This is a genomic window from Collinsella sp. AM44-11, assembly GCF_003467145.1.
Taxonomy (GTDB): Bacteria; Actinomycetota; Coriobacteriia; order Coriobacteriales; family Coriobacteriaceae; genus Collinsella.
In genome coordinates this window covers 1-24,243 of the sequence record NZ_QSFE01000009.1, presented here as the reverse complement: position 1 = coordinate 24,243, position 24,243 = coordinate 1, and the positions used below count along the sequence as shown (strand labels likewise).

23 protein-coding genes are annotated in these 24,243 nt (G+C 61.9%); 21 read left to right on the top strand and 2 right to left on the bottom strand.

All coding sequences use genetic code 11. The features are described from left to right. The first annotated feature begins 131 nt into the window (after nucleotides 1-131). Nucleotides 132-1,490 carry a Na+/H+ antiporter NhaA gene (gene nhaA, locus DW943_RS06900; RefSeq protein WP_117757644.1) on the top strand — a complete coding sequence of 453 codons (1,359 nt, stop codon included), beginning with the start codon at nucleotides 132-134 and terminating at the stop codon, nucleotides 1,488-1,490. 86 nt (nucleotides 1,491-1,576) lie between these two features. Here nhaA and DW943_RS06895 read toward each other — a convergent pair whose 3' ends face one another. After that, nucleotides 1,577-1,831: a hypothetical protein gene (locus DW943_RS06895; protein WP_022093864.1), complete on the bottom strand. Its 255-nt coding sequence runs from the start codon at nucleotides 1,829-1,831 to the stop codon at nucleotides 1,577-1,579. Between the two features lie 150 nt (nucleotides 1,832-1,981). Between DW943_RS06895 and DW943_RS06890 the strand changes: the two genes are divergently transcribed. From DW943_RS06890 to DW943_RS06860, 7 genes are all read left to right on the top strand, one after another. Further along, on the top strand, nucleotides 1,982-3,286 hold the full coding sequence (locus DW943_RS06890; protein ID WP_117806781.1) for an aminotransferase class I/II-fold pyridoxal phosphate-dependent enzyme: 1,305 nt from the start codon (nucleotides 1,982-1,984) through the stop codon (nucleotides 3,284-3,286). A gap of 66 nt (nucleotides 3,287-3,352) precedes the next feature. Further along, on the top strand, nucleotides 3,353-3,667 hold the full coding sequence (locus tag DW943_RS06885) for an STAS domain-containing protein (RefSeq protein ID WP_089572422.1): 315 nt from the start codon (nucleotides 3,353-3,355) through the stop codon (nucleotides 3,665-3,667). A gap of 153 nt (nucleotides 3,668-3,820) precedes the next feature. Then, nucleotides 3,821-4,393 (top strand): twin-arginine translocase TatA/TatE family subunit, encoded by a 573-nt coding sequence (locus DW943_RS06880; protein ID WP_158564964.1) that lies wholly within the window; start codon nucleotides 3,821-3,823, stop codon nucleotides 4,391-4,393. Further along, nucleotides 4,393-5,184 (top strand): twin-arginine translocase subunit TatC, encoded by a 792-nt coding sequence (gene tatC / locus DW943_RS06875; RefSeq protein WP_055285525.1) that lies wholly within the window; start codon nucleotides 4,393-4,395, stop codon nucleotides 5,182-5,184. The genes DW943_RS06880 and tatC overlap by 1 nt, the downstream gene beginning before the upstream one ends. A 6-nt stretch (nucleotides 5,185-5,190) precedes the next feature. Next, nucleotides 5,191-5,547 carry a hydrogenase maturation nickel metallochaperone HypA gene (hypA, locus tag DW943_RS06870; protein WP_117565013.1) on the top strand — a complete coding sequence of 119 codons (357 nt, stop codon included), beginning with the start codon at nucleotides 5,191-5,193 and terminating at the stop codon, nucleotides 5,545-5,547. 55 nt (nucleotides 5,548-5,602) lie between these two features. Then, the gene (hypB, locus tag DW943_RS06865) at nucleotides 5,603-6,286 is read left to right on the top strand and encodes a hydrogenase nickel incorporation protein HypB (protein WP_117583579.1); all 684 of its coding nucleotides are present in this window, start codon (nucleotides 5,603-5,605) and stop codon (nucleotides 6,284-6,286) included. 54 nt (nucleotides 6,287-6,340) lie between these two features. Beyond that, on the top strand, nucleotides 6,341-8,935 hold the full coding sequence (locus DW943_RS06860; RefSeq protein WP_117862585.1) for a DNA topoisomerase I: 2,595 nt from the start codon (nucleotides 6,341-6,343) through the stop codon (nucleotides 8,933-8,935). Nucleotides 8,936-9,077: 142 nt separating this feature from the next. Here the strand turns inward: DW943_RS06860 and DW943_RS06855 are convergent, their stop codons facing one another. Beyond that, nucleotides 9,078-10,061, bottom strand: a complete 984-nt coding sequence (locus DW943_RS06855; RefSeq protein ID WP_117862584.1) for a zinc-ribbon domain-containing protein — start codon at nucleotides 10,059-10,061, stop codon at nucleotides 9,078-9,080. Nucleotides 10,062-10,300: 239 nt separating this feature from the next. Between DW943_RS06855 and tmk the strand changes: the two genes are divergently transcribed. The 13 genes from tmk to DW943_RS06790 all read left to right on the top strand — a co-directional run bounded on the left by tmk (nucleotide 10,301) and on the right by DW943_RS06790 (nucleotide 24,141). Next, the gene (gene tmk / locus DW943_RS06850; protein ID WP_117797514.1) at nucleotides 10,301-10,984 is read left to right on the top strand and encodes a dTMP kinase; all 684 of its coding nucleotides are present in this window, start codon (nucleotides 10,301-10,303) and stop codon (nucleotides 10,982-10,984) included. A 1-nt stretch (nucleotide 10,985) separates the two neighbouring features. Further along, nucleotides 10,986-12,113: an ATP-binding protein gene (locus DW943_RS06845; protein WP_117797513.1), complete on the top strand. Its 1,128-nt coding sequence runs from the start codon at nucleotides 10,986-10,988 to the stop codon at nucleotides 12,111-12,113. After that, on the top strand, nucleotides 12,104-13,804 hold the full coding sequence (locus DW943_RS06840; protein ID WP_117862583.1) for a regulatory iron-sulfur-containing complex subunit RicT: 1,701 nt from the start codon (nucleotides 12,104-12,106) through the stop codon (nucleotides 13,802-13,804). The genes DW943_RS06845 and DW943_RS06840 overlap by 10 nt, the downstream gene beginning before the upstream one ends. 102 nt (nucleotides 13,805-13,906) lie before the next feature. Beyond that, complete coding sequence (locus DW943_RS06835) at nucleotides 13,907-14,713, top strand: ComF family protein (RefSeq protein ID WP_233543618.1); 807 nt, start codon at nucleotides 13,907-13,909, stop codon at nucleotides 14,711-14,713. Between the two features lie 10 nt (nucleotides 14,714-14,723). Next, nucleotides 14,724-15,833 (top strand): hypothetical protein, encoded by a 1,110-nt coding sequence (locus tag DW943_RS06830; protein WP_117862582.1) that lies wholly within the window; start codon nucleotides 14,724-14,726, stop codon nucleotides 15,831-15,833. Between the two features lie 750 nt (nucleotides 15,834-16,583). Continuing rightward, nucleotides 16,584-17,576, top strand: coding sequence for an ABC transporter substrate-binding protein (locus tag DW943_RS06825; RefSeq protein ID WP_158566129.1), 993 nt, complete (start codon nucleotides 16,584-16,586; stop codon nucleotides 17,574-17,576). A 317-nt stretch (nucleotides 17,577-17,893) separates the two neighbouring features. Beyond that, nucleotides 17,894-18,478, top strand: coding sequence for a ribosome hibernation-promoting factor, HPF/YfiA family (gene hpf / locus DW943_RS06820; protein ID WP_055285508.1), 585 nt, complete (start codon nucleotides 17,894-17,896; stop codon nucleotides 18,476-18,478). A 79-nt stretch (nucleotides 18,479-18,557) separates the two neighbouring features. Further along, nucleotides 18,558-19,511: a DegV family protein gene (locus DW943_RS06815; protein WP_117862580.1), complete on the top strand. Its 954-nt coding sequence runs from the start codon at nucleotides 18,558-18,560 to the stop codon at nucleotides 19,509-19,511. Nucleotides 19,512-19,609: 98 nt separating this feature from the next. Then, nucleotides 19,610-20,689, top strand: a complete 1,080-nt coding sequence (locus tag DW943_RS06810; RefSeq protein ID WP_117862579.1) for an NAD(P)-dependent oxidoreductase — start codon at nucleotides 19,610-19,612, stop codon at nucleotides 20,687-20,689. A gap of 5 nt (nucleotides 20,690-20,694) precedes the next feature. Further along, the gene (locus DW943_RS06805; protein WP_055310425.1) at nucleotides 20,695-21,123 is read left to right on the top strand and encodes a hypothetical protein; all 429 of its coding nucleotides are present in this window, start codon (nucleotides 20,695-20,697) and stop codon (nucleotides 21,121-21,123) included. 15 nt (nucleotides 21,124-21,138) lie between these two features. Further along, complete coding sequence (locus DW943_RS06800; protein WP_117862578.1) at nucleotides 21,139-21,837, top strand: HEAT repeat domain-containing protein; 699 nt, start codon at nucleotides 21,139-21,141, stop codon at nucleotides 21,835-21,837. Nucleotides 21,838-21,843: 6 nt separating this feature from the next. Beyond that, complete coding sequence (locus DW943_RS06795) at nucleotides 21,844-22,929, top strand: isocitrate/isopropylmalate dehydrogenase family protein (protein ID WP_117862577.1); 1,086 nt, start codon at nucleotides 21,844-21,846, stop codon at nucleotides 22,927-22,929. A 126-nt stretch (nucleotides 22,930-23,055) separates the two neighbouring features. Further along, nucleotides 23,056-24,141 carry a hypothetical protein gene (locus tag DW943_RS06790; protein ID WP_117862576.1) on the top strand — a complete coding sequence of 362 codons (1,086 nt, stop codon included), beginning with the start codon at nucleotides 23,056-23,058 and terminating at the stop codon, nucleotides 24,139-24,141. Nucleotides 24,142-24,243: the final 102 nt, after the last annotated feature.

Here is a 24,243-nt window from a genome sequence, read left to right as displayed (position 1 = left end):
TTTCGGCCGCGCTTGCGCGCTTGTCGCGCAGGGTAGGCTAGATGCAAGCGTAATACGTTAGAGCGCGGCGCCGCCATCTGGGCGGGCCGTGCTTTTTTAAGACGGGAGCTTTCCCGTGAAAGGAGCCGCCCATGGCAGCAACTGAGCAGCTGTTCAATGTTCGTGAGCGCAAGCGCTTTGAACGTCACGACATCTGGGAGCGCATTGCCGAGAACGGCACCATTTCTGCCGCCGTCATGGTGATCGCCGCCATCGCCGCCGTCATCTGCGCCAATACCGATGCCTACGAGGCCATCCATCACTTTTTGGAGACCCCGCTGTATGTGGGTCTGGGCAACCTTACGGCTGGTCTCACCGTTGAGCTTTTCGTCAACGACTTCCTCATGGCGATTTTCTTTTTGTTGGTGGGCATTGAGCTTAAGTACGAGATGACGGTCGGCGAGCTCAAGAATCCGCGTCAGGCCATGCTTCCCATGTTGGCGGCGGTGGGCGGCGTCGTCGTTCCCGCCTGCATCTACCTGATCTTTAACCATGCCGGCGCCCGCAACGGTTGGGCCATCCCCATGGCAACCGATATTGCCTTTGCGCTGGGCGTGCTGTCGCTTTTGGGCAACCGCGTTCCCAACGGCGTGCGCGTGTTCTTCTCGACGCTCGCTATCGCCGACGACCTGATCTCCATCGCCGCCATCGCCATCTTCTACGGTCAGAGCCCCAATCCGTTTTGGTTGGGCGCCGCCGCGCTTGTGACCTGCGCGCTCGTGTGGCTCAACAAGACGCAGCATTACCGCCTTGCCCCGTATTCGGTACTGGGGCTGCTGTTGTGGTTCTGCATGTTCAAGAGCGGCGTACATGCCACGCTTGCTGGCGTCATCCTGGCCTTCACCATTCCGGCCAAGTGCGGCGTCAAGCTCGATAGTCTCACCGATTGGCTGGGCGAGTGCCTGCCGCTGCTCGATGACCGCTACGACGACGAGGCACACATCCTGGGCCAGCATGACTTTACCGTCTCGACTACCAAGGTCGAGCGCGTCATGCACCGCGTGACCCCGCCGCTTATCCGTATGGAGCGTCTGATCTCCACGCCGGTCAACTTTGTGATCCTGCCGATCTTTGCGTTCGTAAACGCTCAGGTTCGCTTAGTGGGCGTGGACATGAGCACGCTGCTCACCGATCCGGTGACGCTCGGCGTGTACTTTGGCATGCTGCTGGGCAAGCCGATCGGCATCTTTGGTATGACGTTTGCCCTGGTTAAGCTTAAGGCCTGCGAGCTGCCGCACAATGTCAACTGGCACATGATTGCCGGCGTGGGCATTCTGGGCGGTATCGGCTTTACCATGTCGATTCTCATCAGCGGCCTTGCCTTCCCGACGGCCCAGTTTGAGGTTCTTGCAGCCAAGGCCGCTATTCTCGCCGGTTCGGTCACCGCAGCCGTGCTCGGCATGATCTACATGAGCGTGGTCTGCAAGCATCCCGCGCCCAAGGACGAGTAGGGGCACATACAAGTTTGAAAACGCTGCCTGTGAATACCATCACGGGCAGCGTTTTAGTCATTGGGGACGTTCTTAAATGACTAGGCTTATTCCACCGTTCCGTAGACGGCGCCCCAGCCGTGGGCGGCCAAGGCGGAGTTGAGCTGGTCGCAAAGTGACTGGCGGTCGTAGTAGCCGGGCGGCAAAAGATTCACGATCTCCATGAGGTCGGGCGCCAGGTCCAAGATTTCGGCCTGTACGATCAGATCCAGGCGGTCGATGGCGTGGCGGTCGTAAAACAGTCCGTCGACCAGGCGCTGCAAGTCGCCGAATTCCTCGGCCTGAAACGATCCGTACTCCATAGTGCCTCCTTGGGCGCCCCACGCCGGCATGCGCGGCGATTCGTAATTGATTGCGATGAACTTAATCTATCACGGCTTCATAACGTTGCGACGATGGCGGTCTATACTTAGACGAACTGCAACGTACCGCTTCGCGAAAGGTCGCACCCCATGCAGACGATCTACCAGAAGATGGAAACCACCGAACTCGATGCCGCCATCGAGGCGCTTAAAGCCGAGGTTGCCGAGGTCAAGGCCAAGGGCCTGGCGCTCGACATGGCGCGCGGCAAGCCGTCGCCCTCCCAGGTGAACATTTCTCGCCCCATGCTCGATATCCTCAATGCCGATGCCGATCTGCACGACGGCAATGTCGACTGCTCCAACTACGGTTGCTTCGAGGGCATTCCCTCGGCACGCAAGCTGGCGGGGGAGTTCCTGGGTTGTCCTGCCGAGCAGACGCTCGTACTGGGCTCATCGAGCCTGCTGATCGAGCACGATATCGCCGGTATGTTCTGGCGTTGCGGCTCGTGCGGCAGCGACCCTTGGGAGGCTTACGAGGCAGCGCACGACGGCAAGAAGGTCAAGTTCCTGTGCCCCGTTCCCGGCTACGATCGCCACTTTGGCATCACCGCCGACTTGGGCATCGAGAACGTCCCCGTCGCGATGACCGACAACGGCCCCGACATGGACGAGGTTGAGCGCCTGGTTGCCACCGACGACTCCATCAAGGGCATCTGGTGCGTGCCCAAGTATTCCAACCCCACGGGCATCACCTTTAGCGAGGACACTGTGCGTCGCCTGGTCGAGATGCCCACGGCCGCGCCCGATTTCCGCATCTTCTGGGACAACGCCTACTGCGTGCACGACCTGTACGACGAGACCGACGAGCTCGCCAACATCTTCGATCTTGCCCGCGCGGCGGGCACCGAGGACCGCGTGGTGGCCTTTGCCTCGACGTCCAAGATCACCTTCCCGGGTGCCGGCATCGGCTTTATCGGTGCGAGCCCCGCGGTCATCGCCGAGTTCTCCAAGCGCCTGAAGGCCGGTCTTATTAGCGCCGACAAGCTCAACCAGCTGCGTCACGTGCGTTTCCTTCCCACCATCGAGGCGGTCAAGGAGCACATGAAAAAGCATGCCGAGTTCCTGCGCCCGCGCTTTGAGGCCGTTGAGCGTAAACTCACCGAGGGCTTGGGCAACACGGGTTGCGCCACTTGGACTCATCCCCATGGCGGCTACTTTGTGAGTTTCGATGGCCCCGAGGGCTCGGCCCAGAAGGTCGCCGCGCTTTGTGCCGACCTGGGCGTCAAGCTCACGCCGGCTGGTGCCACCTGGCCTTATGGCAAGGATCCGCGCGACACCAACATCCGCATCGCGCCGAGCTATCCCACGGTCGAGGACCTGGAGGCCGCGCTCGATGTGCTGGTGCTGGCCGTCAAGCTCGTCGCTGCCGAGCTTGCGCGTTCCGAGCGCGCCTAACGCGTAGGACCCCGCAAGTCCGCGCCTAGTACTATCCGCACTTTCGATACGTAAAGGAGCGTATACATGGATTTGGGTATTTCCACCAACCCCACGCCAGAGCTCTACACCATTAAGGTGACCGGTGAGATCGATATCTCTAACGCCGATAGCCTGCGCAATGCCATCGACCTGGCGCTCGAGCAGCCCACTGAGGCCGTTGAGCTCGATTTTGCCCAGGTGAGCTACATCGATTCGACGGGCATTGGCGTGCTTGTGGGCGCCGCACACCACGCAGCTGATCATGGTAAGCGTTTTAGCTGCGTCAACGTGCAGCCCCCGGTGATGCGCGTGGTTCAGCTGTTGGGCGTCGACCAGGAGATTTCGATCACCGCTGCATAATCTTTGCTCCCAAAAGGGCGTGCCGTTTGGCATATGTTTGTGATGCGCTCGGACGTTTTGGCGTCCGGGCGCTATACTTGACCGAATGAATAGACGAGTTCCGGCCGAATGGCGCGGTGCGGGCTCGACTCACATCGAGCCTTGGAGGTATGTGTGTTTGGTATTGGAGAGGGTGAGCTCGCGATCATCGTGGTCTTCGGCTTTTTGCTGTTTGGCCCGGATAAGCTCCCGCAGATGGGCCGCACGATCGGCCGTGCTATCCGTCAGTTCCGCGAGACGCAGGAAAAGATGACGGCCGTTGTTCAGTCCGAGATTATCGATCCGGTGAGCGAGGCCGCGTCGGCCCCGGTCAAGCCCAAGAAGACTGCTGCGACCGACGACGATTCCGATGCGGACGAGGATGCCGCCGAGACGGCAGCGCCCGCCAAGAAGGAGACCTTTGCCGAGCGTCGCGCCCGTCTTGCTGCCGAGAAGGCCGCAAGCGAGGGCGCTGCTGAGGGCGAAGGCGCTGTTGATGAGGCCGAGGGTACAGAGCCTGCTGCTGCCGTCGAGCCCGAGCCTGCTGCAGAGCCCAAGCCCGAGCCGGCAGAGCCCACGACGGCTGACCTCTACGCCCGTCGTCCCCGCAAGCGCAAGGCCGTCGTCGACCAGCTCGCTCGCGAGCTCGAGGTCGAGGACGATGCCGAGGCTGCTGCCGCCGACGCCCCGAAGGGAGGCGATGAGTAATGCCGATCGGACCTGCGCGCATGCCGCTCTTCGATCACCTGGGAGAGCTCCGTCGCCGCCTGACCATCGTGGTCGTTTCGGTGTTTGCCGCCGCCATCGTGCTGTACTTTGCCACGCCCGTGGTGCTCGATATTCTTGAGGACCCCATCCGCTCCTTTGTGCCGGACGGTAAGTTTTACATCACCACCACGCTCGGCGGCTTTGGCCTGCGCTTCTCGCTTGCCATCAAGATGGCCGTGGTCATGTGCACGCCCATGATCATCTGGCAGATTCTGGCATTTTTCCTGCCGGCACTGCGCCCCAACGAGCGCAAGTGGGTTGTGCCCACGGTGCTCGCCTCGACGGTGCTGTTCTTCCTGGGTGCCATCTTCTGCTACTTCATCATCATCCCGGCGGGCTTTGAGTGGCTCATCGGCGAGACCTCGGCTGTCGCTACGGCGTTGCCCGATCTGGAGAACTACGTCAACATGGAGCTGCTCTTTATGATCGGCTTTGGTGTGGCGTTTGAGCTGCCGCTCATCATCTTCTACCTGTCCGTTTTCCACATCGTGTCCTATGCGGCCTTCCGCAGCGCCTGGCGCTACGTGTACGTAGGCCTGCTCGTGGGTTCGGCTGTGATTACGCCCGACGGCTCGCCCGTTACGCTGGGTCTCATGTATGGCGCCCTGCTCTCGCTCTACGAGATTTCGCTCGCCATCGCTCGCGTGGTCATTACCGCGCGCGAGGGCAAGGAGGGCCTGTTCGTGAGCCGTCTGGACCTGTTCTCGGACGACGAGGACGACGAGGAGTAAATCGGTATGCACGAGGTTGGCATTGTCAACGGCATACTCGATACAGTGATTCGCGCGGCGCGTGGGGCGGGGGCCTCGCGCGCCGTTTTGGTAACGCTTCGTATCGGGGATATGACCGAGGTCGTGCGCGAGGCACTCGACTTTGCGTGGGAGACGTTTCGCGATGAGGACCCGCTCACGCGCGGCTGCGAGCTTGCCGTGGAGGAGGTCCATCCACAAAGCGAGTGCCTGGACTGCGGCGAGGTCTTTGAGCACGACCGTTTCCATTGTCGCTGCCCCCAGTGTGGCGGCGCCAACGTGCGCCTGCTGCACGGCCGCGAGCTCGATATCGCAAGTATCGAAATCGAAACCCCCGACGATTAGCCCGCTAGCCATCTAATGATGGGGTATAAAGGGGCCAAAGTAAGGAGCGCTAAGTATGGCCGAGAAAACGATTGATATCGCGTCGCCGATCCTGTCGCGCAACGAGCGCCTGGCAGATCAGCTGCGTCAGCGATTTAATGAGGCAGGCACCTACGTGATCAATGTGCTGTCGAGCCCCGGCTCGGGTAAGACCACCACGATTCTGGGCACCAACGAGCGCCTGCGTGACAAAGCCGGCCTGCGCTGTGCCGTCATCGAGGGCGATATCGCCTCGGATGTCGATGCCATCACCATGAAGGAAGCCGGCATGCCCGCCATCCAGATCAACACGGGCGGCCTGTGCCACCTCGAGGGCAACATGATCATGGAGGCCGTCGACGCCTTCGACCAGGCTGTGGGTCTGGAGAACATCGACGTCATCTTTATCGAAAACGTGGGCAACCTGGTCTGCCCGGTCGACTTTGACCTGGGCGAGAACCTGTCCATCATGATTCTCTCGGTGCCCGAGGGCGACGACAAGCCCATCAAGTACCCGGGCATCTTCCAACACGCCGGCGCGCAGCTGCTCAACAAGGTCGACGTGGCTCCGGCTTTCGATTTTGACATGGATAGGTATACTAAGACACTCGATGACCTCAATCCGCAGGCGCCGCGGTTTGCCGTGAGCGCGCGCAAGGGCGAGGGCATGGATGCCTGGTGCGATTGGCTCATCGGGCAGATTGAGCAAGCAAGGGCGTAAGTCGGCCGCCATACGGGCGGGCGTAGCCGCAGAGATACGAGATAGGAGCCTCTTTTGAAGCTCATCATCGCCGAGAAAAACGACGCCGCGCGTCAGATTGCCGAGCGTCTGTCCACGGGCAAGCCCAAAAAGGACAAGGTGTACAACACCGCCATCTACCGTTTTGAGTGGAAGGGCGAGGAGTGCGTGACGATCGGCCTTGCCGGTCACATCCTTGCGCCCGATTTTTGCGACAGCGTGCTGTTCGATAAAAAGCTGGGCTGGTATTCGGTCACGGAGGACGGTGAGATGCTGCCGGCCGATATGCCCGATGGCTTGGCCCGCCCGCCGTACGACACCAAGCGCAAGCCGTTTCTTGCCGACGGCATCTCCATCAAGGGCTGGAAGCTCGAGAGTCTGCCCTATCTCACCTGGGCACCCGTCATTAAGCTGCCGGCCGAGAAGGAACTCATCCGCTCGCTCAAGAACCTCGCCAAAAAGTCCGACAGTGTCATCATCGCCACGGACTTCGATCGCGAGGGCGAGCTGATCGGTTCGGACGCCCTCAACAAGGTGCGCGAGGTGGCGCCCGACTTGCCGGTCGCCCGCGCCCAGTATTCTTCGTTTACCAAGGCCGAGATCACGCAGGCCTTCGATAACCTTGTCTCGCTCGACCAGAACCTGGCCGACGCCGGCGAGAGCCGTCAGCACATCGACCTCATTTGGGGTGCAGTGCTCACGCGCTACCTGACGCTCGCCAAGTTTGGCGGCTTTGGCAACGTGCGTTCCGCCGGCCGCGTGCAGACGCCGACGCTTGCCCTGGTGGTCGAGCGCGAGCGCGAGCGCATGGCGTTTGTGCCCGAGGACTATTGGCAGATTCGCGGCATGGGCGCCGCGCAAGGCGCTGCCGAGGACGATCGCTTTAAGATCGCGCACAAGACGGCGCGCTTTACCGACAAGGATGCTGCTGAGACGGCGTACGGTCACGTTGACGGCGCTACGACGGCAACCGTCGCCGCGGTGACCAAGCGCTCGCGTAAGCAGCAGCCGCCCACGCCGTTTGCGACGACCTCGCTGCAGGCTGCCGCCGCGGCCGAGGGCATCTCACCTGCGCGTACCATGCGCATCGCCGAGTCCCTCTACATGGCCGGTCTCATCAGCTACCCGCGTGTCGACAACACCGTGTATCCCGCGACGCTCGATCTGGGCGCCGTGGTGAGCGACCTGGCAAAGATCAACCCGGCGCTGGCGCCCGTGTGCAAAAAGGTGCTCGCCGGCCCCATGAAGCCCACGCGCGGCAAGGTCGAGACCACCGACCACCCGCCTATCTACCCCACGGGCGAGGGCGATCCGTCCACGCTCGACGGCGGCCAGCGCAAACTCTATGACCTCATCGCCCGTCGCTTCCTGGCAACGCTCATGGGGCCCGCGACCATCGAGAACACCAAGCTCGAGCTCGATGTGAACGGTGAGCCGTTCGTGGCTTCGGGCGACGTGCTCGTGACCCCGGGCTTCCGCGAGGCATATCCGTACGGTCTCAAGCGCGACGAGCAGATGCCGCCGCTTGAGCAGGGCGACACGGTCGACGTGTTCGACATTAAGCTCGAGGCCAAGCAGACCGAGCCGCCCGCGCGCTACAGCCAGGGCAAGCTCGTGCAGGAGATGGAAAAGCGCGGCCTGGGCACCAAGTCCACGCGCGCGAGTATCATCGAGCGCCTGTATGCCGTGCGCTATCTCAAAAATGATCCCGTTGAGCCGAGCCAGCTGGGCATCGCCATCATCGACGCGCTGTCGCAGTTTGCCCCGCGCATCACGAGCCCCGATATGACCAGCGAGCTCGACGGCGACATGACCCGCGTGGAGCGCGGCGAGGACACCGAAGAGCATGTCGTGACGCACTCGCGCGCGCTGCTGGCCGGCGTGCTCGACGAGCTGCTCAAGCATACGCAGGAGCTGGGCGACGCCATCAGCGACGCCGTCACGGCCGATGCGCGCGTGGGCGCCTGCCCCAAGTGCGGCAAGGACCTGGTTATGAAGACGAGCGCCAAGACCCGCGGCAGCTTTATCGGCTGCATGGGTTGGCCCGACTGCGACGTGACCTATCCGGTGCCGAGCGGCGTCAAGGTGAGCCCGCTCGAGGGCGAGGCCTCCGTGTGCCCCGAGTGCGGCGCGCCGCGCATCAAGTGCCAGCCATTCCGCCAGAAGGCCTTCGAGATCTGCGTGAACCCCACGTGCCCCACCAACTACGAGCCCGATCTTAAGGTGGGCGAGTGCAAGGTGTGTGCCGAGGCCGGACGTCATGGCGACCTGATCGCGCACAAGAGCGAGAAGAGCGGCAAGCGCTTTATCCGCTGCACCAACTACGATGACTGCGGCGTGAGCTATCCGCTGCCGGCGCGCGGCAAGCTCGAGGCGACGGGCGAGACCTGCCCCGAGTGCGGCGCCCCCATCGTGGTGGTCAACACGGCGCGCGGTCCGTGGCGTATCTGCGTCAACATGGACTGCCCGACCAAGGAGAAGAAGCCCGCCCGCGGTCGCAAGACCACAACCAAGGCGAGCACGGCAAAGAAGACGACGGCGGCCAAGAAGACCACGGCTAAGAAAGCCACTGCCGCCAAGAAGACGACCGCGAAGAAGTCGACTGCCAAGAAAGCAGCCTCCGACAAGTAACGGCGCGGTCGAAACATTGTCTAAAAAACGAGCGAGGACCCCACGATCCTCGCTCGTTTTTTTTGACCGGCAGTTAGGGACGTTCCTTTTCTGCCGGCAGTTTAGGAACGTCTCTAACTGCCGGCTCGGGAACGACAAAGCGCTAGTTCACCTCGACGGGTTTGGCGCCGGGATAGCGCTCCTCAAAGTCTAGGCGGTACTTATTGTCATTGGTACCCGCCACGTTGTCGCGCGACAGCGGCGCCACGATCTCATTCTTGTGGTCCGCAGGCTTGGCGTATTTCAGGCTGATCTCCCAGGCATCACAGATTGCGTCAATGCGGTGATCCAGGTCGTCGTACAGGGCGATGATGTCCTTCCAGGAGCTGTAGTTCTTGGAGCTCGTCGGGACGTCCAGGTCCTCGACGATGTCGTAATACTGCTCGATGGTGTCCTCCGTGCGCTCGGCGACGTCGGCGAGATTTTGACGGGTGGTTCGATCCTCTTCCAGATAGTTGCCGTTGAAGTTCTGCGCGCAGCCACGGACCTGGCTGTCGAGATCTTCGAGCAGGTCGTAGTATTCGCTCAGGCGACGGTAGAGGTTCTGCTCGGAGAGCGTTGCTTCGCCGCCATCCTCGTCGTCATCGTCATCATCGTCGTACAGGCTGTTGGGATCGCCGAGAGGCTTTAGGTCATCGTCGTCGACGTCATGGTGCAGCTTAGCTACCGCGACAGTCGTCTGCGTGGCGGCGTTGTCGAAAGGCTTGATCACAAAGAAAACGACCAGGGCGATGATGATCGCCACCAGCACAACAATAACGGCGATAAGCGGCCCGGTGCCGCTCTTTTTGGGAGCGGGGGTCTGTGGCGAAGCGGGCGCGTATGCGGGAGCCGGCTGCTGTTGGGGCGAGCCGCTCGCGACGGGTATGCGCTGCGTGGTCTCGACGGCCTCGGTCCTTGCGGCAGGGTCGGGGCTATAGGCGAGGGAGTCATCCGCCTTGGCTTGCGGCGTATCAAGGGAGCCGGTCTGCTCAAAAGCGGGCTGGCTATCGCTTGCGGCTGTTTGCTCAACGGGTGCACCGCATGAGGTGCAGAACTTGGCATCATCTGCAAGAAGCTTGCCGCACGAGGCGCAATACCGAGACATTGCCACTCCTTTCGCCACATTTCAATGCAATACGACGATTATACCCAGCATCCAAAATTCCCCATCATAAGTTGCGGTGAAATAGGGACTGTTTGGCGGTCTCAGAGCTTCAATCAGTCCCTATTTCACCGCAACTTTGGAAAGGCGCCTTTAGCCATTGGGGACGCGCCGAGCACTGGGGTATCATGGCTTGGTTGATATATCTGCATTTACGCGCCTTGTAGGAAGGGGCTGCGCCCATGGCTTTTGAGCCTGCTCAACATAGCTTTATCACGCTCGAGGGCGTCGACGGTGCCGGCAAGTCCACGCAGGCGCGCCTGCTTGCCCGCGCGCTCGAACTCGCTGGCTATCAGGTCGTAACTCTGCGCGAGCCGGGTGGCACTGCCATCAGCGAAAAGATTCGCGCCCTGCTGCTCGACCCCGCCAACACGGCGATGGGCGATACCTGCGAGCTGTTGCTCTACGAGGCTGCGCGTGCCCAGTTGGTGCACGAGGTCATAGCCCCCGCCCTTGCGGCCGGCAAGGTGGTCCTGTGCGATCGCTTCTACGATTCCACGACCTGCTACCAGGCATTTGCCGACGGCCTCGATCGCCAGATGGTGCGCGACGCCAACAACCTGGCCGTCGCGGGAACGCACCCGGCGCTCACACTCGTCTACCACATCACGCCCGAGCAGGCGGCGCTACGCATGGCAGCCCGTGGCGCGGCAGATCGCATGGAGGCTAAGGGCATGGCATTCCAGGAGCGTGTCTACGAGGGGTTTTGCGCAATTGCTGCCGAGGAGCCAGACCGCGTAAAGCTCATCGACGCCACTACGACCGTCGAGGAAGTCTTCGAGAAGACGGTCGAGCAGGTTCGCGCGTACGGTCTCGACATTCCGCAGGAAGCCGTCGCCGCCGCGCTTGCCAAGGAGGCCGAGTAACATGGCCCCCGCTCAGGCAAGCCTGCTGGCCAAGCTCGACACCCAAGAGCGCGTGCGTGACTTTTTGACCAATGCCGTCGCTAGCGGTCGCGCATCGCACGCCTACCTGTTTTTGGGCGCTCCCGGCGCGGGCAAGCTCGACGCCGCGTGGGCGCTCGCCCAAGCCTTCCTGTGCGAGCAGAATGGCTGCGGCTCATGCGATAGCTGCGTGCGCGTCGCCCGCCATACGCACCCCGACGTGCACTATTACACGCCCGAGAGCGCCACGGGTTACCTCATTGCCCAGACCCGCGAGCTGCTCGATGACGTGCCACTGGCGCCCATCCGTGCCAAGGCCAAGGTCTACATCATCGACCGTGCCGAGCAACTGCGTGCCAACACCGCCAACGCACTGCTCAAAACGCTCGAGGAGCCGCCCGAGGGCGTTATGTTTATCTTGCTGGGCACCTCGGCCGACGTGATGCTGCCCACTATCGTGAGTCGTTGCCAGTGTGTGCCGTTTCGGCTGGTATCGCCCGCCGTCGCCGCGCAGGCCGTGAGCCGCGCCACCGGTCAGGACCCTGCGCGTTGCCGCATGGCGGTCGCCGTGGCGGGAAGCCCCACACGCGGCATCGAGTTTCTTAAGAGCGCCGAGCGCCAGGACGCCCGCCGTCAGATGGTCCGTGCCATCGACTCACTCATTGCCGCCGACGAGGCCGACGTGCTCAGTCGCGCCAAGTCGCTCATCGTCGCCGTCAAGGCGCCGCTTGCCGAGGTCAAGTCCACGCAGGAAAAGGTACTCGAGCAAAACGCCGACTACCTGTCGCGTGGAGCATTGAAGCAGCTTGAGGACCGCAACAAGCGCGAACTCAACGCGCGCGAGCGTTCGGGTATCATGGAAGCGCTGGCGAGCGCGCGGACGCTCATGCGCGACGTGCTGCTGACACTTCAGGACGAGGCAGCCGACGTGGTGAACGAGGACGTGCGCGACACGATCGGTCGGCTTGCCGCCGCGACCAATGTTGCGGGTGCCACCCAGGCGCTCGAGGCGGTCGCGACCGCCGAGCGCAACATCGCCAGAAACGTTACTCCCCAGCTGGCCATCGAGGTCATGCTGTTCGATATCAGGAAGGCACTGAAATGCCGTTAGTCGTACCCGTTAAGTTTACCTACGCCTCGCGCGACCTGTGGTTTGACCCGCAGGACCTGGATATCCTCGAGGCAGATTACGCTATTTGCTCCACCGAGCGCGGAACCGAGATCGGCCTGGTCACGGCTGATCCCTTCGAGGTACCGCAAGACGAGATCGGTCAGCCGCTCAAGCCCGTGCTGCGTGTGGCGAGCGACATCGACCTGCAGCTTGCCGACGACCTGGCCATCCAGGGTGACGAGGCCATGGTCGATTTCCGCCGTCTGGTCAAAGAGCTCGACCTCGAGATGAAGCCGGTCGGCGTCGAGTACCTGTTTGGCGGCGAGAAGGCCGTGTTCTACTTTGCCGCCGAGGAGCGCGTCGATTTTCGCCAGCTCGTCAAGGATCTGTCCTCGACGCTGCACATTCGCGTCGACATGCGCCAGATCGGCGTGCGCGACGAGACCCGCCTGGTGGGCGGCTATGCCCAGTGCGGACAGGAGCTCTGCTGCACGCGCTTTGGCGGACAGTTTGAGCCCGTCTCGATCCGCATGGCAAAAGAGCAGGACCTACCGCTCAATTCCTCCAAGATCAGCGGCGTGTGCGGCCGCCTGATGTGCTGCTTGCGCTACGAGTTCGAAGCGTACAAGGACTTTAAGAGCCGCGCGCCCAAAAAGAAGACGCTCATCGATACGCCGCTCGGCAAGGCGCGTATTCAGGAATATGACACGCCGCGCGAGCAGCTGGTGCTGCGTCTGGAGAACGGCAAGGTCTTTAAGGTCAACCTGGCCGATATGACCTGCTCGGAGGGCTGCAAGAAGAAGGCCGCCGAGCAGGGCTGCAACTGCCGCCCCGACTGCGTGACGCGCGATGTGCTCGAGCGCATCGAGTCGCCCGAGATGCGCCTGGCGCTCATGGAGCTCGATCGCGAGAACGGCGTCGACGTGGGCGATGGCCTGTCGAGTGCCGACCGTCTGGCCGGCACGTCGATGCCCAAGCGCCGTCGTCGCGATGCCGATTCCGATGCTCGCGCCGGTCAGGGCCAGGGCGAGGGCCGTGGCCGCGGAAAGGGCCGTGGTAAGGCCGAGGCACCCGAGGCCGAGGAGGCCGCTGGCGGCCGTCGCCGCCGCAAGCGTGCGGGCTCTGCCGATGCCGGCGAGGCCGCAGCCGCCGGCAAGAACGGCGCTCGCGAGCGCGAGGTTCAACAGCCCCAGCAGCAGAATCGCGGCGGTGGCATGAATCCCACACGCCGTCGTCGCCGTCATCTGTCGAGCGAGGAGCGCGAGGACGCCTTCCGCGCCGCAGCTGCTCGCGAGGCTGGTGCCGCTTCCAAGGGTCCCTCGGCCTCCGATGCGCCTGTCGACAAGGGCGGCAAGTCACGTGGCGAGGAGGAGCGCGCGCCGCGTCCGCGCCGTCGCCATTCCTCGGGCGCACAGCAGAAGCCTTCAGTGCCCTCCGTGGCCGATCAGGTCTCGGATGGCGAGGTCAAGGTCACGCGCCGTCGTCCCGGAGATGGCGGGGGAGCTGCTGCCAAGGCTTCGCGTGGCGCCGCTCGCGACGAGCGCGAGCCGCGCGAGGATCGCGGTGGCGAGGGCTCGGCCGACCAGGGTCAAAAGCGCCGTCGCCGTCGCCGTTCCCGCAAGCCGCGCCAGGATGGTGGCGAGGGCTCGACCCCGTCTTCGTCTGCACCACAACCGCCCGCCGGCGAATAACGCCCGCGAGCGGATTTAGCTCGCCTTGCCCCGAGCGCATCGGGGTATCATAGCGCTGAATCAACAACCCTCCCTGCGACCGAACGTAGGGAGGGTTGTGTCTTGAAGAGCCATCTGAACATATTGAGCCGTCTGCAGGGTGCCGGCGCCCTACCGTTTGCGGACGAATTGCTACCGTTTGCCGAGCGGGTGGCACGCGAGGCGCTCGAGGCATTGTCGCCAACACGATATGCCGGCTGCGAGCGCGCCGGTGCGCTTATTTGCCAAGACTGCCTGGCTGCGCTCACGCTCATCGACCCACGTCATAGCTGCACCCGATGCGGCGCCCCGTTTGGGGATTTGCTGTGCACTGAATGTTCGGTCGAGGGCACGTCCTCGGCAATGTCGGAGGCGCTCGACCGCTGCCTGGCGTGCGCCGTCTACGCGCATCCGCTGCCGCGCATCATTAAAGCGTACAAGGATGCGGGCGAGCGACGTCTGGCTCCGTATCTGGCGGAGCTGCTTTACGACACCGCCCTGCATGCCCAGGTCGTAGCGCCCGAACGCTTAGGAGGTGTGCTGTCCGGTGCGGATGCGGTGGTGTTTGTGCCTGCGACGGCGGCAGCGTTTCGGCGGCGTGGTTTTGATCATATGGAGGCTATTGCGCGCCCATTTTGCGAGCTGTCGGGTGTTCCCCTGCTCGATGCTCTCGTCAAGTACGGGCATGGCGACCAGCGCGAACTCGGTCGTGAGGAGCGCCGCGAGCGTGCCCAAGGCATGTACGAGACGGTTGAGGACGTGCACGGCCGCCGCCTGCTGCTGATCGATGACGTTATCACCACGGGCGCGACGATGGCCACGGCTTCGGCGGAACTCAAGCGCGCCGGCGCTGCGGCAGTCGATGGCATTGCTATCGCACGTGTTTGGTAGGGGTGGTTTTGTGGCAGTGAAGATTGAGCGGCGCAACGAGCCGACAGGCGAACAGCTAGCGGCTTCCGTAATCCTAACAGGTGCCTCGGCGCTTCGCATGATGCGCGCCGAGCGCCGGCAGATGGGCTATATCAGCTGGAAGGACCTTAATCCCGATGAAGAGCGCCGTGTGCTGCGCACGTCGTCGCCCTCGACCGAGGATATCTATCTTCCTGACTTGGTGCGAATTGGAGCCAAAAGTGGCGAGGTGCAGGAAGATCTGTGCTTGTTGGTGGGATCTGCGGCGCAGCGCCGCCGCATGCCTGGCGTAGGCTGGTCCGTGTGTTCCGGGTTGCCCGCCGGCTCGATTCTAGAGGTGGAACCGGGGGTGTACAGCCTATCTCCCGAGGCCCTTTGTGTTGCCGTTGCGCGTGAGGTCGGCTGCATCCAGGCGTTTGCCCTGGCCCAGGAGCTGTGCTCTAAGATTTCACTGAGCGACCGCGGGAAGTATCTGCCTCCCTACACCTCGCCTGTTACGAATAAACTTGCAAAGGACAAGGACCAGCCAGCAGACGTGGGCTACTTTGAAGTCGAGCCGGTGCTGATGCCCGATCGTCTGGCAGATTACCTTGCGGCATGCAAGGGGAATGTGGTCAAACAGCTGCTGCGTCTGTGTCCCTATCTTTCGGAAAACCTGCTCTCGCCCATGGAGTGCATCATGCTCGCCCTGTTTTCGCTTCCGTTTTCCTATGGCGGGTTTGCCTGCGGACCTTTTAAGACCGACTACAAGATCGAGTTCGATGACCGTGCGCAGGCAATCTCGGGGATGCCCCATGCAGTTTACGATGCATATCAGGAGGCAGCCCGGTTTGACCTGGAATACAACGGTGAGCTGGGCCATTCTTCTCGGAGGGGACGTATCCATGATGAAAAGCGCAACACGGGCTTGATTACTATGGGAATCGAGGTCGCGACGGTCAACAACGAAATGCTCTGTGACATGGAAGCGATGGAAGCGCTCGCATGGCGCATGTACCAGCGTATGCGAAAGCGGTACCGGAATCGTGTCGATGCCCGCAGGAAGAAGCAAGAGGCGTTGCTTAACACGCTGCGGGCGTGTTTTGGGCTTAAGCCGGTCTAATTCACGTCGAAAATAGGGGGTTAATCATATGCCCTGGCCAAAATATGGCAAATATGAGTACTGTCACTAAATCAGTAACAGCAAAATCAAGGAATTTAGGACTCGGAGGCGTCATAAAGTAAGAAGATAATAAACAAATGTAGAATAACTAAGCATCAGGTTGGCGACACTGAGCGCAAAATCTGTCCGAGAGGCTAAAACTGCCTGTTACTAAATTGGTGACAGTACTCATATTTGCCATTTTTTGGCCACAGCACCCTAGGAAGGGTGCCCCGGAGCTCCCCATAGGGGAGCTCCGGGCTTCACAGGGGCACGAATAGCCCACTCCGACCTGCGAAATCTGTACTCGCGATGCGAATAACGTCCCTAACCTTAAACTTTAGCTTGAACTTAGCTATAATGCGCTACGTTCCTGCCAGGCTGTGGTTGCGGATGGGTGAAATGCCCACCCTAGTCCAAGACAGACGCGGTCAAAGGGATCCACGTAAGCGACCGCGTGCGCGCGGCGCGATCATGGCGCGTCCTAGATGTAAGCCGCACCGTCCGTTCTACTTTCTTTGGGGCAATACCGCCTCGCGGGCGAGCGGGCCAGTCGTGAAGGTGGCTGCGGCCTCCCGAGCAAACACCCCGGTGCGCAAGTGTGGGGTCAAATACCAGGTCAGCTGGTGGGAACAATCTGATATTCCGCGCATCGCACGGATCGTATACGACACAGAAGGCAGGGTAGTGGACATGGTGAGGGGCAGCTTGATGCACGCGGCTCGGTTAGGTGCTGGGACCGCAGCGGTCATCGCCGTTTTGGGTCTGAGCGGATGCGCGTCCAACCCGCTGTCTACGTTCACGACTCCCACGATCGACCAGATCGAGTACGAGACCGTCACGCCCACGGTGTCGGATGATGCCCTGGTCACTCCCGGTACCCTGACGGTTGCCCTCGATACCTCCGATGCGCCGCAGGCCATGCAGGGCGCTGACGGCGAGCTCACGGGGTATGCAGTCGACGCTGCCCGCGCCCTCGCAAGCCGTATGGGCCTTAAGGTCGCCTTTGTCGATGCGTCCTCGGCAGGTTCCGCGCTCGGCGACAAAAAGGCTGATATCTTTATCGGCGAGATCAACTCCACGGACGGGGACGTTAGCTCGCTCGGCACCTGCCTGTACGATGCCGCTTCCGTGTTCGGTAAAACCAGTGATGGTGGGTCGCTAAGCGTTTCCACCGATACCCTTAACACGTCTACTCTGGGTGTCCAGATGTCCTCGGCCTCGCAGGAGGCGCTTGCTAAGCAGAGCATCACCGCCAACCAAAAGACCTACCCCAACATCAACGAGTGCTTTGAGGCGCTCGAGTCCGGCGAGGTCGACTATGTGATCTGCGACTCCACGGCCGGCGGCTACCTTGCACGCCTGATGAGCGAGATCTCCTATGTCGGTGCGCTCGAGGCGCCCTCGACGCTTGGTGTTGCGGGCCTCTCGTCCAATGACGAACTGTGCCGTGCCGTGAGCGATGCCCTCGACGGCATCACGGTCGACGGTACGCTCGAGGCGGTCCACTGCGTCTGGTATGGCACGATGCCCTACGACCTCACCACTAAGACAGTATCTGGTGTCAACCTTCGGTCGTCTGGCTCCGCATCCTCCGGCAGCGAGTCCTCCGATTCCAACAATGAGACCGCATCCTCCGAGGACAAATCGTCCAGTCAGGAAGGCGCCATCACCGACGACGACATTAACAAACTCAATAGCTAGTTATTGCTAGGGGTGGTGTCTCCTATACGTTGGAAAGGACACCTCTTCACGGTTTCAACACGCACCGCCGGGCTTTCCCAATAGGGGAGCCCGGCTTTTTCGTTTCCGTAAAACCAGCAGGTCAAAGACATTTTTTAGGTGCAAAACCAAAGCCGCCGGCTCCCTCCTATAGCGCACTTTGCCACGGAAAAGTGCGAGACTTCGGTATGCGGTATCAAGCAATCGTTATTCGGGTCTTTAGGAATCCGCGTGATTAAATGCATGGCAATGGGTACATAGCCAGTACAGTAAGTCCCCGAGGCAGATTGGAGCCACGTATGGATATCAAGGTTTCTGGACGCAAGACGACGGTAACCGATGCTCTGCGTGCGCATGTGGATGAGAAGATCGGCGAGGCGCTCAAGGTTTTCGATATCGAGCCCATGACGGTCGACGTTGTACTGCGCTATGAGAAGAACCCCTCGAACCCCAACCCGGCAATCGTCGAGGTTACGGTTCGCGCCCGCGGTTCGGTGATTCGCGTTGCCGAGCATGGTGCAGATATGTACGCCGCCATCGACCTCTCCGCCGATAAGGTCACCCGCCAGCTGCGCAAGTTCAAGACCAAGGTTGTGGACAACCGCCAGGGTGGTGCCAGCGCAGCGGATGTTGCACCGGTCGAGCGTGTCGAGGATCTGGCCGACCTGCTGCTGCCCGAGGAGGACGACGACCTGCTCGTCCGCGAGAAGGTCATCGATGTCACCCCGATGACTGAGGAGCAGGCGCTGGTGCAGACCGATCTGCTCGGTCACGACTTCTACGTGTTCGAGAACGCGACGACTGGCCTCATCAATGTGGTGTATCACCGTAAGAATGGTGGATATGGCATCATCAAGCCCCGTATCGAAACGCTTGACGAGTAAAATACGTTAACTTGCATGAGTTAACGGTTGGCGGCCATCCCATGCGGGTGGCCGCCTTTTTACGTAAGGAGTCGCTTTGATGGACAAGGCTGCATCTACCGGCCATTCTGACCGTTGCCGCATCGTCGTCGATACCTGCTGCGACTTTAGCCCCGAGGTCGCTGCGAACCTCGATGTCGATATCTTGGGTTTTCCCTTCATTATCGATGGCGAGGAGCGCACGGATGACATCTGGTCGAGCATCACACCCAAGGAGTTCTACGACCGCATGCGCGCCGGTGCCCGCGTGTCCACCTCGGCTGTGTCGCTCGGTCGCTATATCGAGTTCTTTACCGAGTGCGCCAAAGAGGGTACGCCCACGGTCTACCTGTGCTTTACCTCGGCGCTGTCGTCGAGCTACAACTCCGCGTGCCAGGCGGCGGACGCCGTGCGCGCCGAGTATCCCGATTTTGAGCTGTACGTGGTCGACAACGCCCTGCCCTGTGCGACCGGCGAGCTCTTGGCGCTTGAGGCCGTGCGCCAGCGTTCGGCGGGACTGACCGCCAAGCAGCTGGTCGACTGGGCAAACGAGGCCAAGACCTATGTCCACGGTTACTTTACGCTCGAGAGCTTTGACGCGCTGGCTGCCGGCGGCCGCATTCCGCCCGCGGCGGCACAGCTCACGGCAAAGCTCGACGTCAAACCCGAGCTCTCCTACGACCTGGCCGGCTCGCTGTCGCTGATCGGCGTCAACCGCGGCCGCAAGAAGGCGCTCAAGTCCATTCTCAAGTCGTTCCGCGAGAACTATGTGCCCGATCGCACCATGCCCATCGCCATCATGACGGCCGATGCCGAAAAGGACGGCGACTGGCTCGAGGCCGCCATCCGCAAGGAGGAGGGCTGCGCCGACGTCACGATCATTCGCAGCTCCGTGGGTCCCACCATCGGCTCGCACGTGGGCCCCGGCATGGTGGCTTGCGCGTTTTGGGGTAAGAACCGCGCCGACAAGGCGTCGCTTTCCGACCGCATCGCCCGCCGCGTGCGCGGCCAGTAGGCAAGTAACGCGGCCGTAATCGATCCCAACTCACAGCCCAAACGCTGGCACCGAGTATTCAACCTGGTAACAACACCCAACCCAAAAGGAAAGGTTTCATGGCAAACAAGCTCTCTGTCGCATTTATCGGCACCGGAATCATGGGTGCCCCCATCGCCGGCCACATCCTGGATGCCGGCTATCCCGTCACGGTCAACAACCGCACCAAGTCCAAGGCCGCCGCGCTTATCGAGCGCGGTGCCGTTTGGGCCGATACGCCGGCCGACGCCGTGGCGAACGCCGATGTCGTCTTTACCATGGTGGGCTATCCCTCCGAGGTCGAGGAGCTCTACCTGGCGGGCGACGGCCTGCTCGCGTGCACCAAGCCGGGCGCGGTCCTGATCGACCTCACCACAAGCTCGCCCGAGCTGGCGCGCGACATTGCCGAGGCCGCCCAGGTCTCCGGTCGCATGGCGTTTGACTGTCCCGTCACCGGCGGCGAGTCGGGTGCTATCGCCGGCACGCTTACGGTTATCGTGGGCGCCACCGAGAACGACATTGCCCCGGTCCGCGATATCCTTTCCACCTTTGCGGCCAACATCTGCTGCTTCGACGGCGCCGGCAAGGGCCAGGCTGCCAAGCTCGCCAACCAGGTGTCGCTGGGCGCCTGCATGGTCGGCATGGCAGACGCCATGGCATTTGCCGAGCTGAGCGGCCTTGACCTGGAGAAGACCCGCCAGATGATCCTGGGCGGCACCGGCAAGTCCGGCGCCATGGAGAGCCTGGCCCCCAAGGCGCTCGACGGCGACTACAAGCCCGGCTTTATGGTCGAGCATTTCATTAAGGACCTGCGCCTGGCCCTTGCTTACGCCGACGACCGCGAGCTCGCGCTGCCCGGCGCCGACGTCGCCTTTACGCTCTACGACATGCTCGACGCCATCGGTGGCGCCAAGCTGGGCACCCAGGCCATCACGGTTCTCTACAAGGAGGAGGCCGACGCCATCGCCGCCGGTCTGGACTGGTCGCAGTATCGCCCCGAGGAGCATGGCGCTCACGAGGAAGGTTGCGGTTGCGGCGAGCACGGCGAGGACCATGAGTGCGGTTGTGGCCATCACCACGGCGAGGACCACGAGTGCTGCGGCGGCCACGGCCATGACGACGGCCACGAGTGCTGCTGCGGCCACCATCACGGGGAGTAGCGCCTATGAGCTGGACGTTCGTGGTGCTTGCGCTGGTGCTCTTTCTCTTTGCGATTTACATCGGCTTTTTGTGCGGCCAGTGGGCGTGCGAAAAGCGCGTGATCACCAAGCGCGACTACTGGATTGCCAACTTTGCAGGAGCGGCGGCAGTCGTCCTGCTGACCTGGGTGTTCTCGCTGTTCCCGCTGGTGCAGTTTGCGCCGATCGGCTGGCTCGGTGGCTTTATCGCCGGTCTTAAGATGAGCTTTGGCGAGTCCGTCGGTCCGTGGCGCAAGCACGACGAGGTCTTTAACGTCAACAAGGCTCATCGAGCCGCCGCCGACGCGGGCGACGCCGAGGAGCGCCGCCGCGCACGTCGCAATGGCGCGGCCGACCGACAGCTCATCTCGGTCACCGATGACAGCAAGGGTGCTGGCAAGCACGCTAAGAAATAGTAAGAAGAGGTAACTATGGCAGAAAACAAAGACGAACAGCTCACCGACGAGGAGCTGGCACAGCTCCAGCTGGCAGAGGAGAACGAGAACGCCGTCGATCGCCTGGTCCAGGAGCTCGGCTGCCCCACGCGCCGCATCCGCCAGTTTGCCGCCCGCGTGCTGCACCTGCTTGCCGAGCGCGATCCGCAGCGCGTCGTGCCCTGCGTGCCCGCGTTGATCGAGGCACTCGACCGCCCCGAGGCGCAGACCCGCTGGGAGGCCCTCGATGCCCTGACGGCGCTCGCCACCACCTGCCCTGAGCAGCTGGGCGATGCCTTTGAGGGCGCCGAGACTGCACTGTTCGACGAGATCTCCTCCACGCTGCGCTATGCCGCCTTCCGCCTGCTGTGCGTGTGGGGTGCCACGAGTGCCGAGCGTTCGCGCGAGGCTTGGCCCATCCTGGACGAGGCCATCCAGTGCTACCACGGCGACCTTGAGTATCGCGACATGCTCGGTTGCCTGTACGAGTTTTGCCAGGGCGAGATCGACGCCGAGGTCGCAGAGAAGCTTGCGCTGCGCCTTAAGTTCGACGCCGAGAACGGCAAGGGCAGCTATCTCAAGGCCCGTTCGAGCGAGATTTGCGAAATGCTTGTTAAACGTTTTGGCCTGGATCTCTCCAAAAAGAAGAAGCGTGCTAGCGTTAAAAAATCTGACGACGCCGAAGACGAGGAGTAACAGATTATGGCGCACGATGTAGTCCTGATTCCCGGTGACGGTATCGGTCCCGAGATTACGCAGGCAATGCGCCGCGTGGTCGAGGCCACCGGCGTCCAGATCAACTGGAACGTCCAGGAGGCCGGCGCCGGCGTCATGGACGAGTTTGGCACGCCGCTGCCCCAGCACGTGCTCGACGCGGTCGCCGAGACTAAGGTTGCCATCAAGGGCCCCATCACTACGCCGGTCGGCACGGGCTTCCGCAGCGTTAACGTGGCCCTGCGCAAGCACTTTGACCTGTATGCCTGCGTGCGTCCCTGTCTGTCGCAGCCGGGCGACGGCTCGCGCTTCCGCGACGTTGACCTGGTCATCGTGCGCGAGAACACCGAGGACCTCTACGCCGGTATCGAATTCGATGAGGGTGCTGCCGAGGTCGAGGAGCTCTCGCAGCTTGTCGAGCGTTCGGGCCAAAAGACCTTCGCCGCCGATTCCGCGATCTCGATCAAGCCCATCTCTATCGCCAAGAGCCGCCGTATTGTGGAGTACGCCTTTGAGTATGCCCGCCGCTGCGGCCGCAAAAAGGTGACGGCCGTGCACAAGGCCAATATCATGAAGGCGACCGACGGCCTGTTCCTGCGCGTTGCGCGCGAGGTGGCCGCCAACTATCCCGACATTGAGTTCAACGACAAGATCGTCGACGCCACCTGCATGGGCCTGGTCCAGAACCCCAACGACTTCGATGTCCTGGTGCTGCCAAACCTGTACGGCGACATTGTGAGCGACCTGTGCGCCGGCCTGGTGGGCGGCCTGGGTATGGCTCCCGGCTCCAACATCGGTGCCGACTGCGCCATCTTCGAGGCGACGCACGGCTCTGCGCCTGATATCGCGGGGCAGGATATTGCCAACCCCACGGCCGAGATCCTCTCTGCTGCAATGATGCTCGACCACTTGGGCGAGAACGACGCTGCCAATCGCATTCGTGCCGCCGTTTCTGTCACGCTCGACGAGGGCGAGCAGGTTACCGGCGACGTGCGTCGTGCCCAGACCGGCTCCGTTGAGGGCGCCGTGGGCACGCAGGCCTTTGCCGATGCCGTTATCGCGCACCTGGTCTAAGGTATGCACGCTGCAAACGCCTAAATAGTACTTAAGTGTTTGCGTATAACCTAAGAATCAATACGCCCGGCGCCTCGTCGGGCGTATTCTATTGGGGACTATGTTTCCTAACAAGGAGTAATTGATATGGGTCTGATTCAAAAGAAGGACGAGAAGGACGAGATCGACGGCATCCAGATCATCGAGCGCGGCGAAGGCCCCGACGGTGACGAGGACGAGAAGATCGACCTGGTCGTCGGCACGTCTGCCGAGCACATTGCCGCCGGCACGACGGCCGAGGAGGAGGATGCTCGCCTGGAGGCAAAGATCGCTGCGGATGCCGCCGACGAGAACCTCATGCCCGAGGAGCAGGACGAGGACGACGACTCCGACGAAGACGACCATGCATCCAAGCACAAGAAGACGATGATCGCCGCCTTCGTGGTTGCAGTCGTGATCGCTGCGGTGGTCGGCTTCTTTATTGGCAATGGCGGCTTTGGCGGCAAGGGTGTCGGCTCGGCTACCCTCACCGAGGACCAGCTCGATTCGACCGTGGCAAGTTATAGCTATAACGGCAAGAAGAGCGATATCACCGCGCGCGAGGCCATCGAGAGCCAGTACAGCCTCGATACCGTCAAGGATAGCAACGGCAACTACACCGCCCCCTCTGCCGACGTCATCCTGTCTTACGTACGCAACAAGATTCTGCTCGATGCTGCTGAGGACGAGGGCATTACCGTCTCCTCTAAGGAGATGAAGAAGTACGCCGAGGATTCTATCGGCACCTCGGACTACGACACCATGGCCAAGCAGTATGGCGTGTCCAAGGACCAGGCCAAGCAGATCGTCCGTCAGTCCGCGACGCTGCAGAAGCTCTACAAGAAGAAGGTGGGCGATGCTTCCGCGAGCATGCCGACCGCTCCGACCGAGCCTTCTGACGGCAACGAGGACACCGCGAGCAAGGATTACGCCGATTACATCATCAACCTTGCCGGTGACGAGTGGGATAGCTCGAAGGGCACCTGGAAGGACGAGAACAGCACCTACGCTAAGGCCTTCGCTAACGATGCCTTTACCGCCGATAGCGCCACCTATAAGCAGGCCATGACCGCCTATTACACCGCTTACCAGCAGTATTCTTCGCAGGCTTCGAGCGCCAGCTCCAAGTGGACCGAGTATGCCAACGGCCTGTACGCCAAGGCCAACATCAGCATCTACGGCCTGTTTGCGTAAGATCTGCCTGAGCTTACCGATCGCGTAGCCGAACTATCTGAATAAGCCCGCTAGAACGATATGAACTGCCTCCCATTTCTTGGACATGAGAAATGGGAGGCT

Excerpts from the sequence above, each read along its gene's own strand:
- nhaA (WP_117757644.1), top strand. The coding sequence starts at position 132 with ATGGCAGCAACTGAGCAGCTGTTCAATGTTCGTGAGCGCAAGCGCTTT.
- DW943_RS06895 (WP_022093864.1), bottom strand. The coding sequence starts at position 1,831 with ATGGAGTACGGATCGTTTCAGGCCGAGGAATTCGGCGACTTGCAGCGC.
- DW943_RS06890 (WP_117806781.1), top strand. The coding sequence starts at position 1,982 with ATGCAGACGATCTACCAGAAGATGGAAACCACCGAACTCGATGCCGCC.
- DW943_RS06885 (WP_089572422.1), top strand. The coding sequence starts at position 3,353 with ATGGATTTGGGTATTTCCACCAACCCCACGCCAGAGCTCTACACCATT.
- tatC (WP_055285525.1), top strand. The coding sequence starts at position 4,393 with ATGCCGATCGGACCTGCGCGCATGCCGCTCTTCGATCACCTGGGAGAG.
- hypA (WP_117565013.1), top strand. The coding sequence starts at position 5,191 with ATGCACGAGGTTGGCATTGTCAACGGCATACTCGATACAGTGATTCGC.
- hypB (WP_117583579.1), top strand. The coding sequence starts at position 5,603 with ATGGCCGAGAAAACGATTGATATCGCGTCGCCGATCCTGTCGCGCAAC.
- DW943_RS06855 (WP_117862584.1), bottom strand. The coding sequence starts at position 10,061 with ATGTCTCGGTATTGCGCCTCGTGCGGCAAGCTTCTTGCAGATGATGCC.
- tmk (WP_117797514.1), top strand. The coding sequence starts at position 10,301 with ATGGCTTTTGAGCCTGCTCAACATAGCTTTATCACGCTCGAGGGCGTC.
- DW943_RS06845 (WP_117797513.1), top strand. The coding sequence starts at position 10,986 with ATGGCCCCCGCTCAGGCAAGCCTGCTGGCCAAGCTCGACACCCAAGAG.
- DW943_RS06840 (WP_117862583.1), top strand. The coding sequence starts at position 12,104 with ATGCCGTTAGTCGTACCCGTTAAGTTTACCTACGCCTCGCGCGACCTG.
- DW943_RS06825 (WP_158566129.1), top strand. The coding sequence starts at position 16,584 with ATGCACGCGGCTCGGTTAGGTGCTGGGACCGCAGCGGTCATCGCCGTT.
- hpf (WP_055285508.1), top strand. The coding sequence starts at position 17,894 with ATGGATATCAAGGTTTCTGGACGCAAGACGACGGTAACCGATGCTCTG.
- DW943_RS06815 (WP_117862580.1), top strand. The coding sequence starts at position 18,558 with ATGGACAAGGCTGCATCTACCGGCCATTCTGACCGTTGCCGCATCGTC.
- DW943_RS06810 (WP_117862579.1), top strand. The coding sequence starts at position 19,610 with ATGGCAAACAAGCTCTCTGTCGCATTTATCGGCACCGGAATCATGGGT.
- DW943_RS06805 (WP_055310425.1), top strand. The coding sequence starts at position 20,695 with ATGAGCTGGACGTTCGTGGTGCTTGCGCTGGTGCTCTTTCTCTTTGCG.
- DW943_RS06800 (WP_117862578.1), top strand. The coding sequence starts at position 21,139 with ATGGCAGAAAACAAAGACGAACAGCTCACCGACGAGGAGCTGGCACAG.
- DW943_RS06795 (WP_117862577.1), top strand. The coding sequence starts at position 21,844 with ATGGCGCACGATGTAGTCCTGATTCCCGGTGACGGTATCGGTCCCGAG.
- DW943_RS06790 (WP_117862576.1), top strand. The coding sequence starts at position 23,056 with ATGGGTCTGATTCAAAAGAAGGACGAGAAGGACGAGATCGACGGCATC.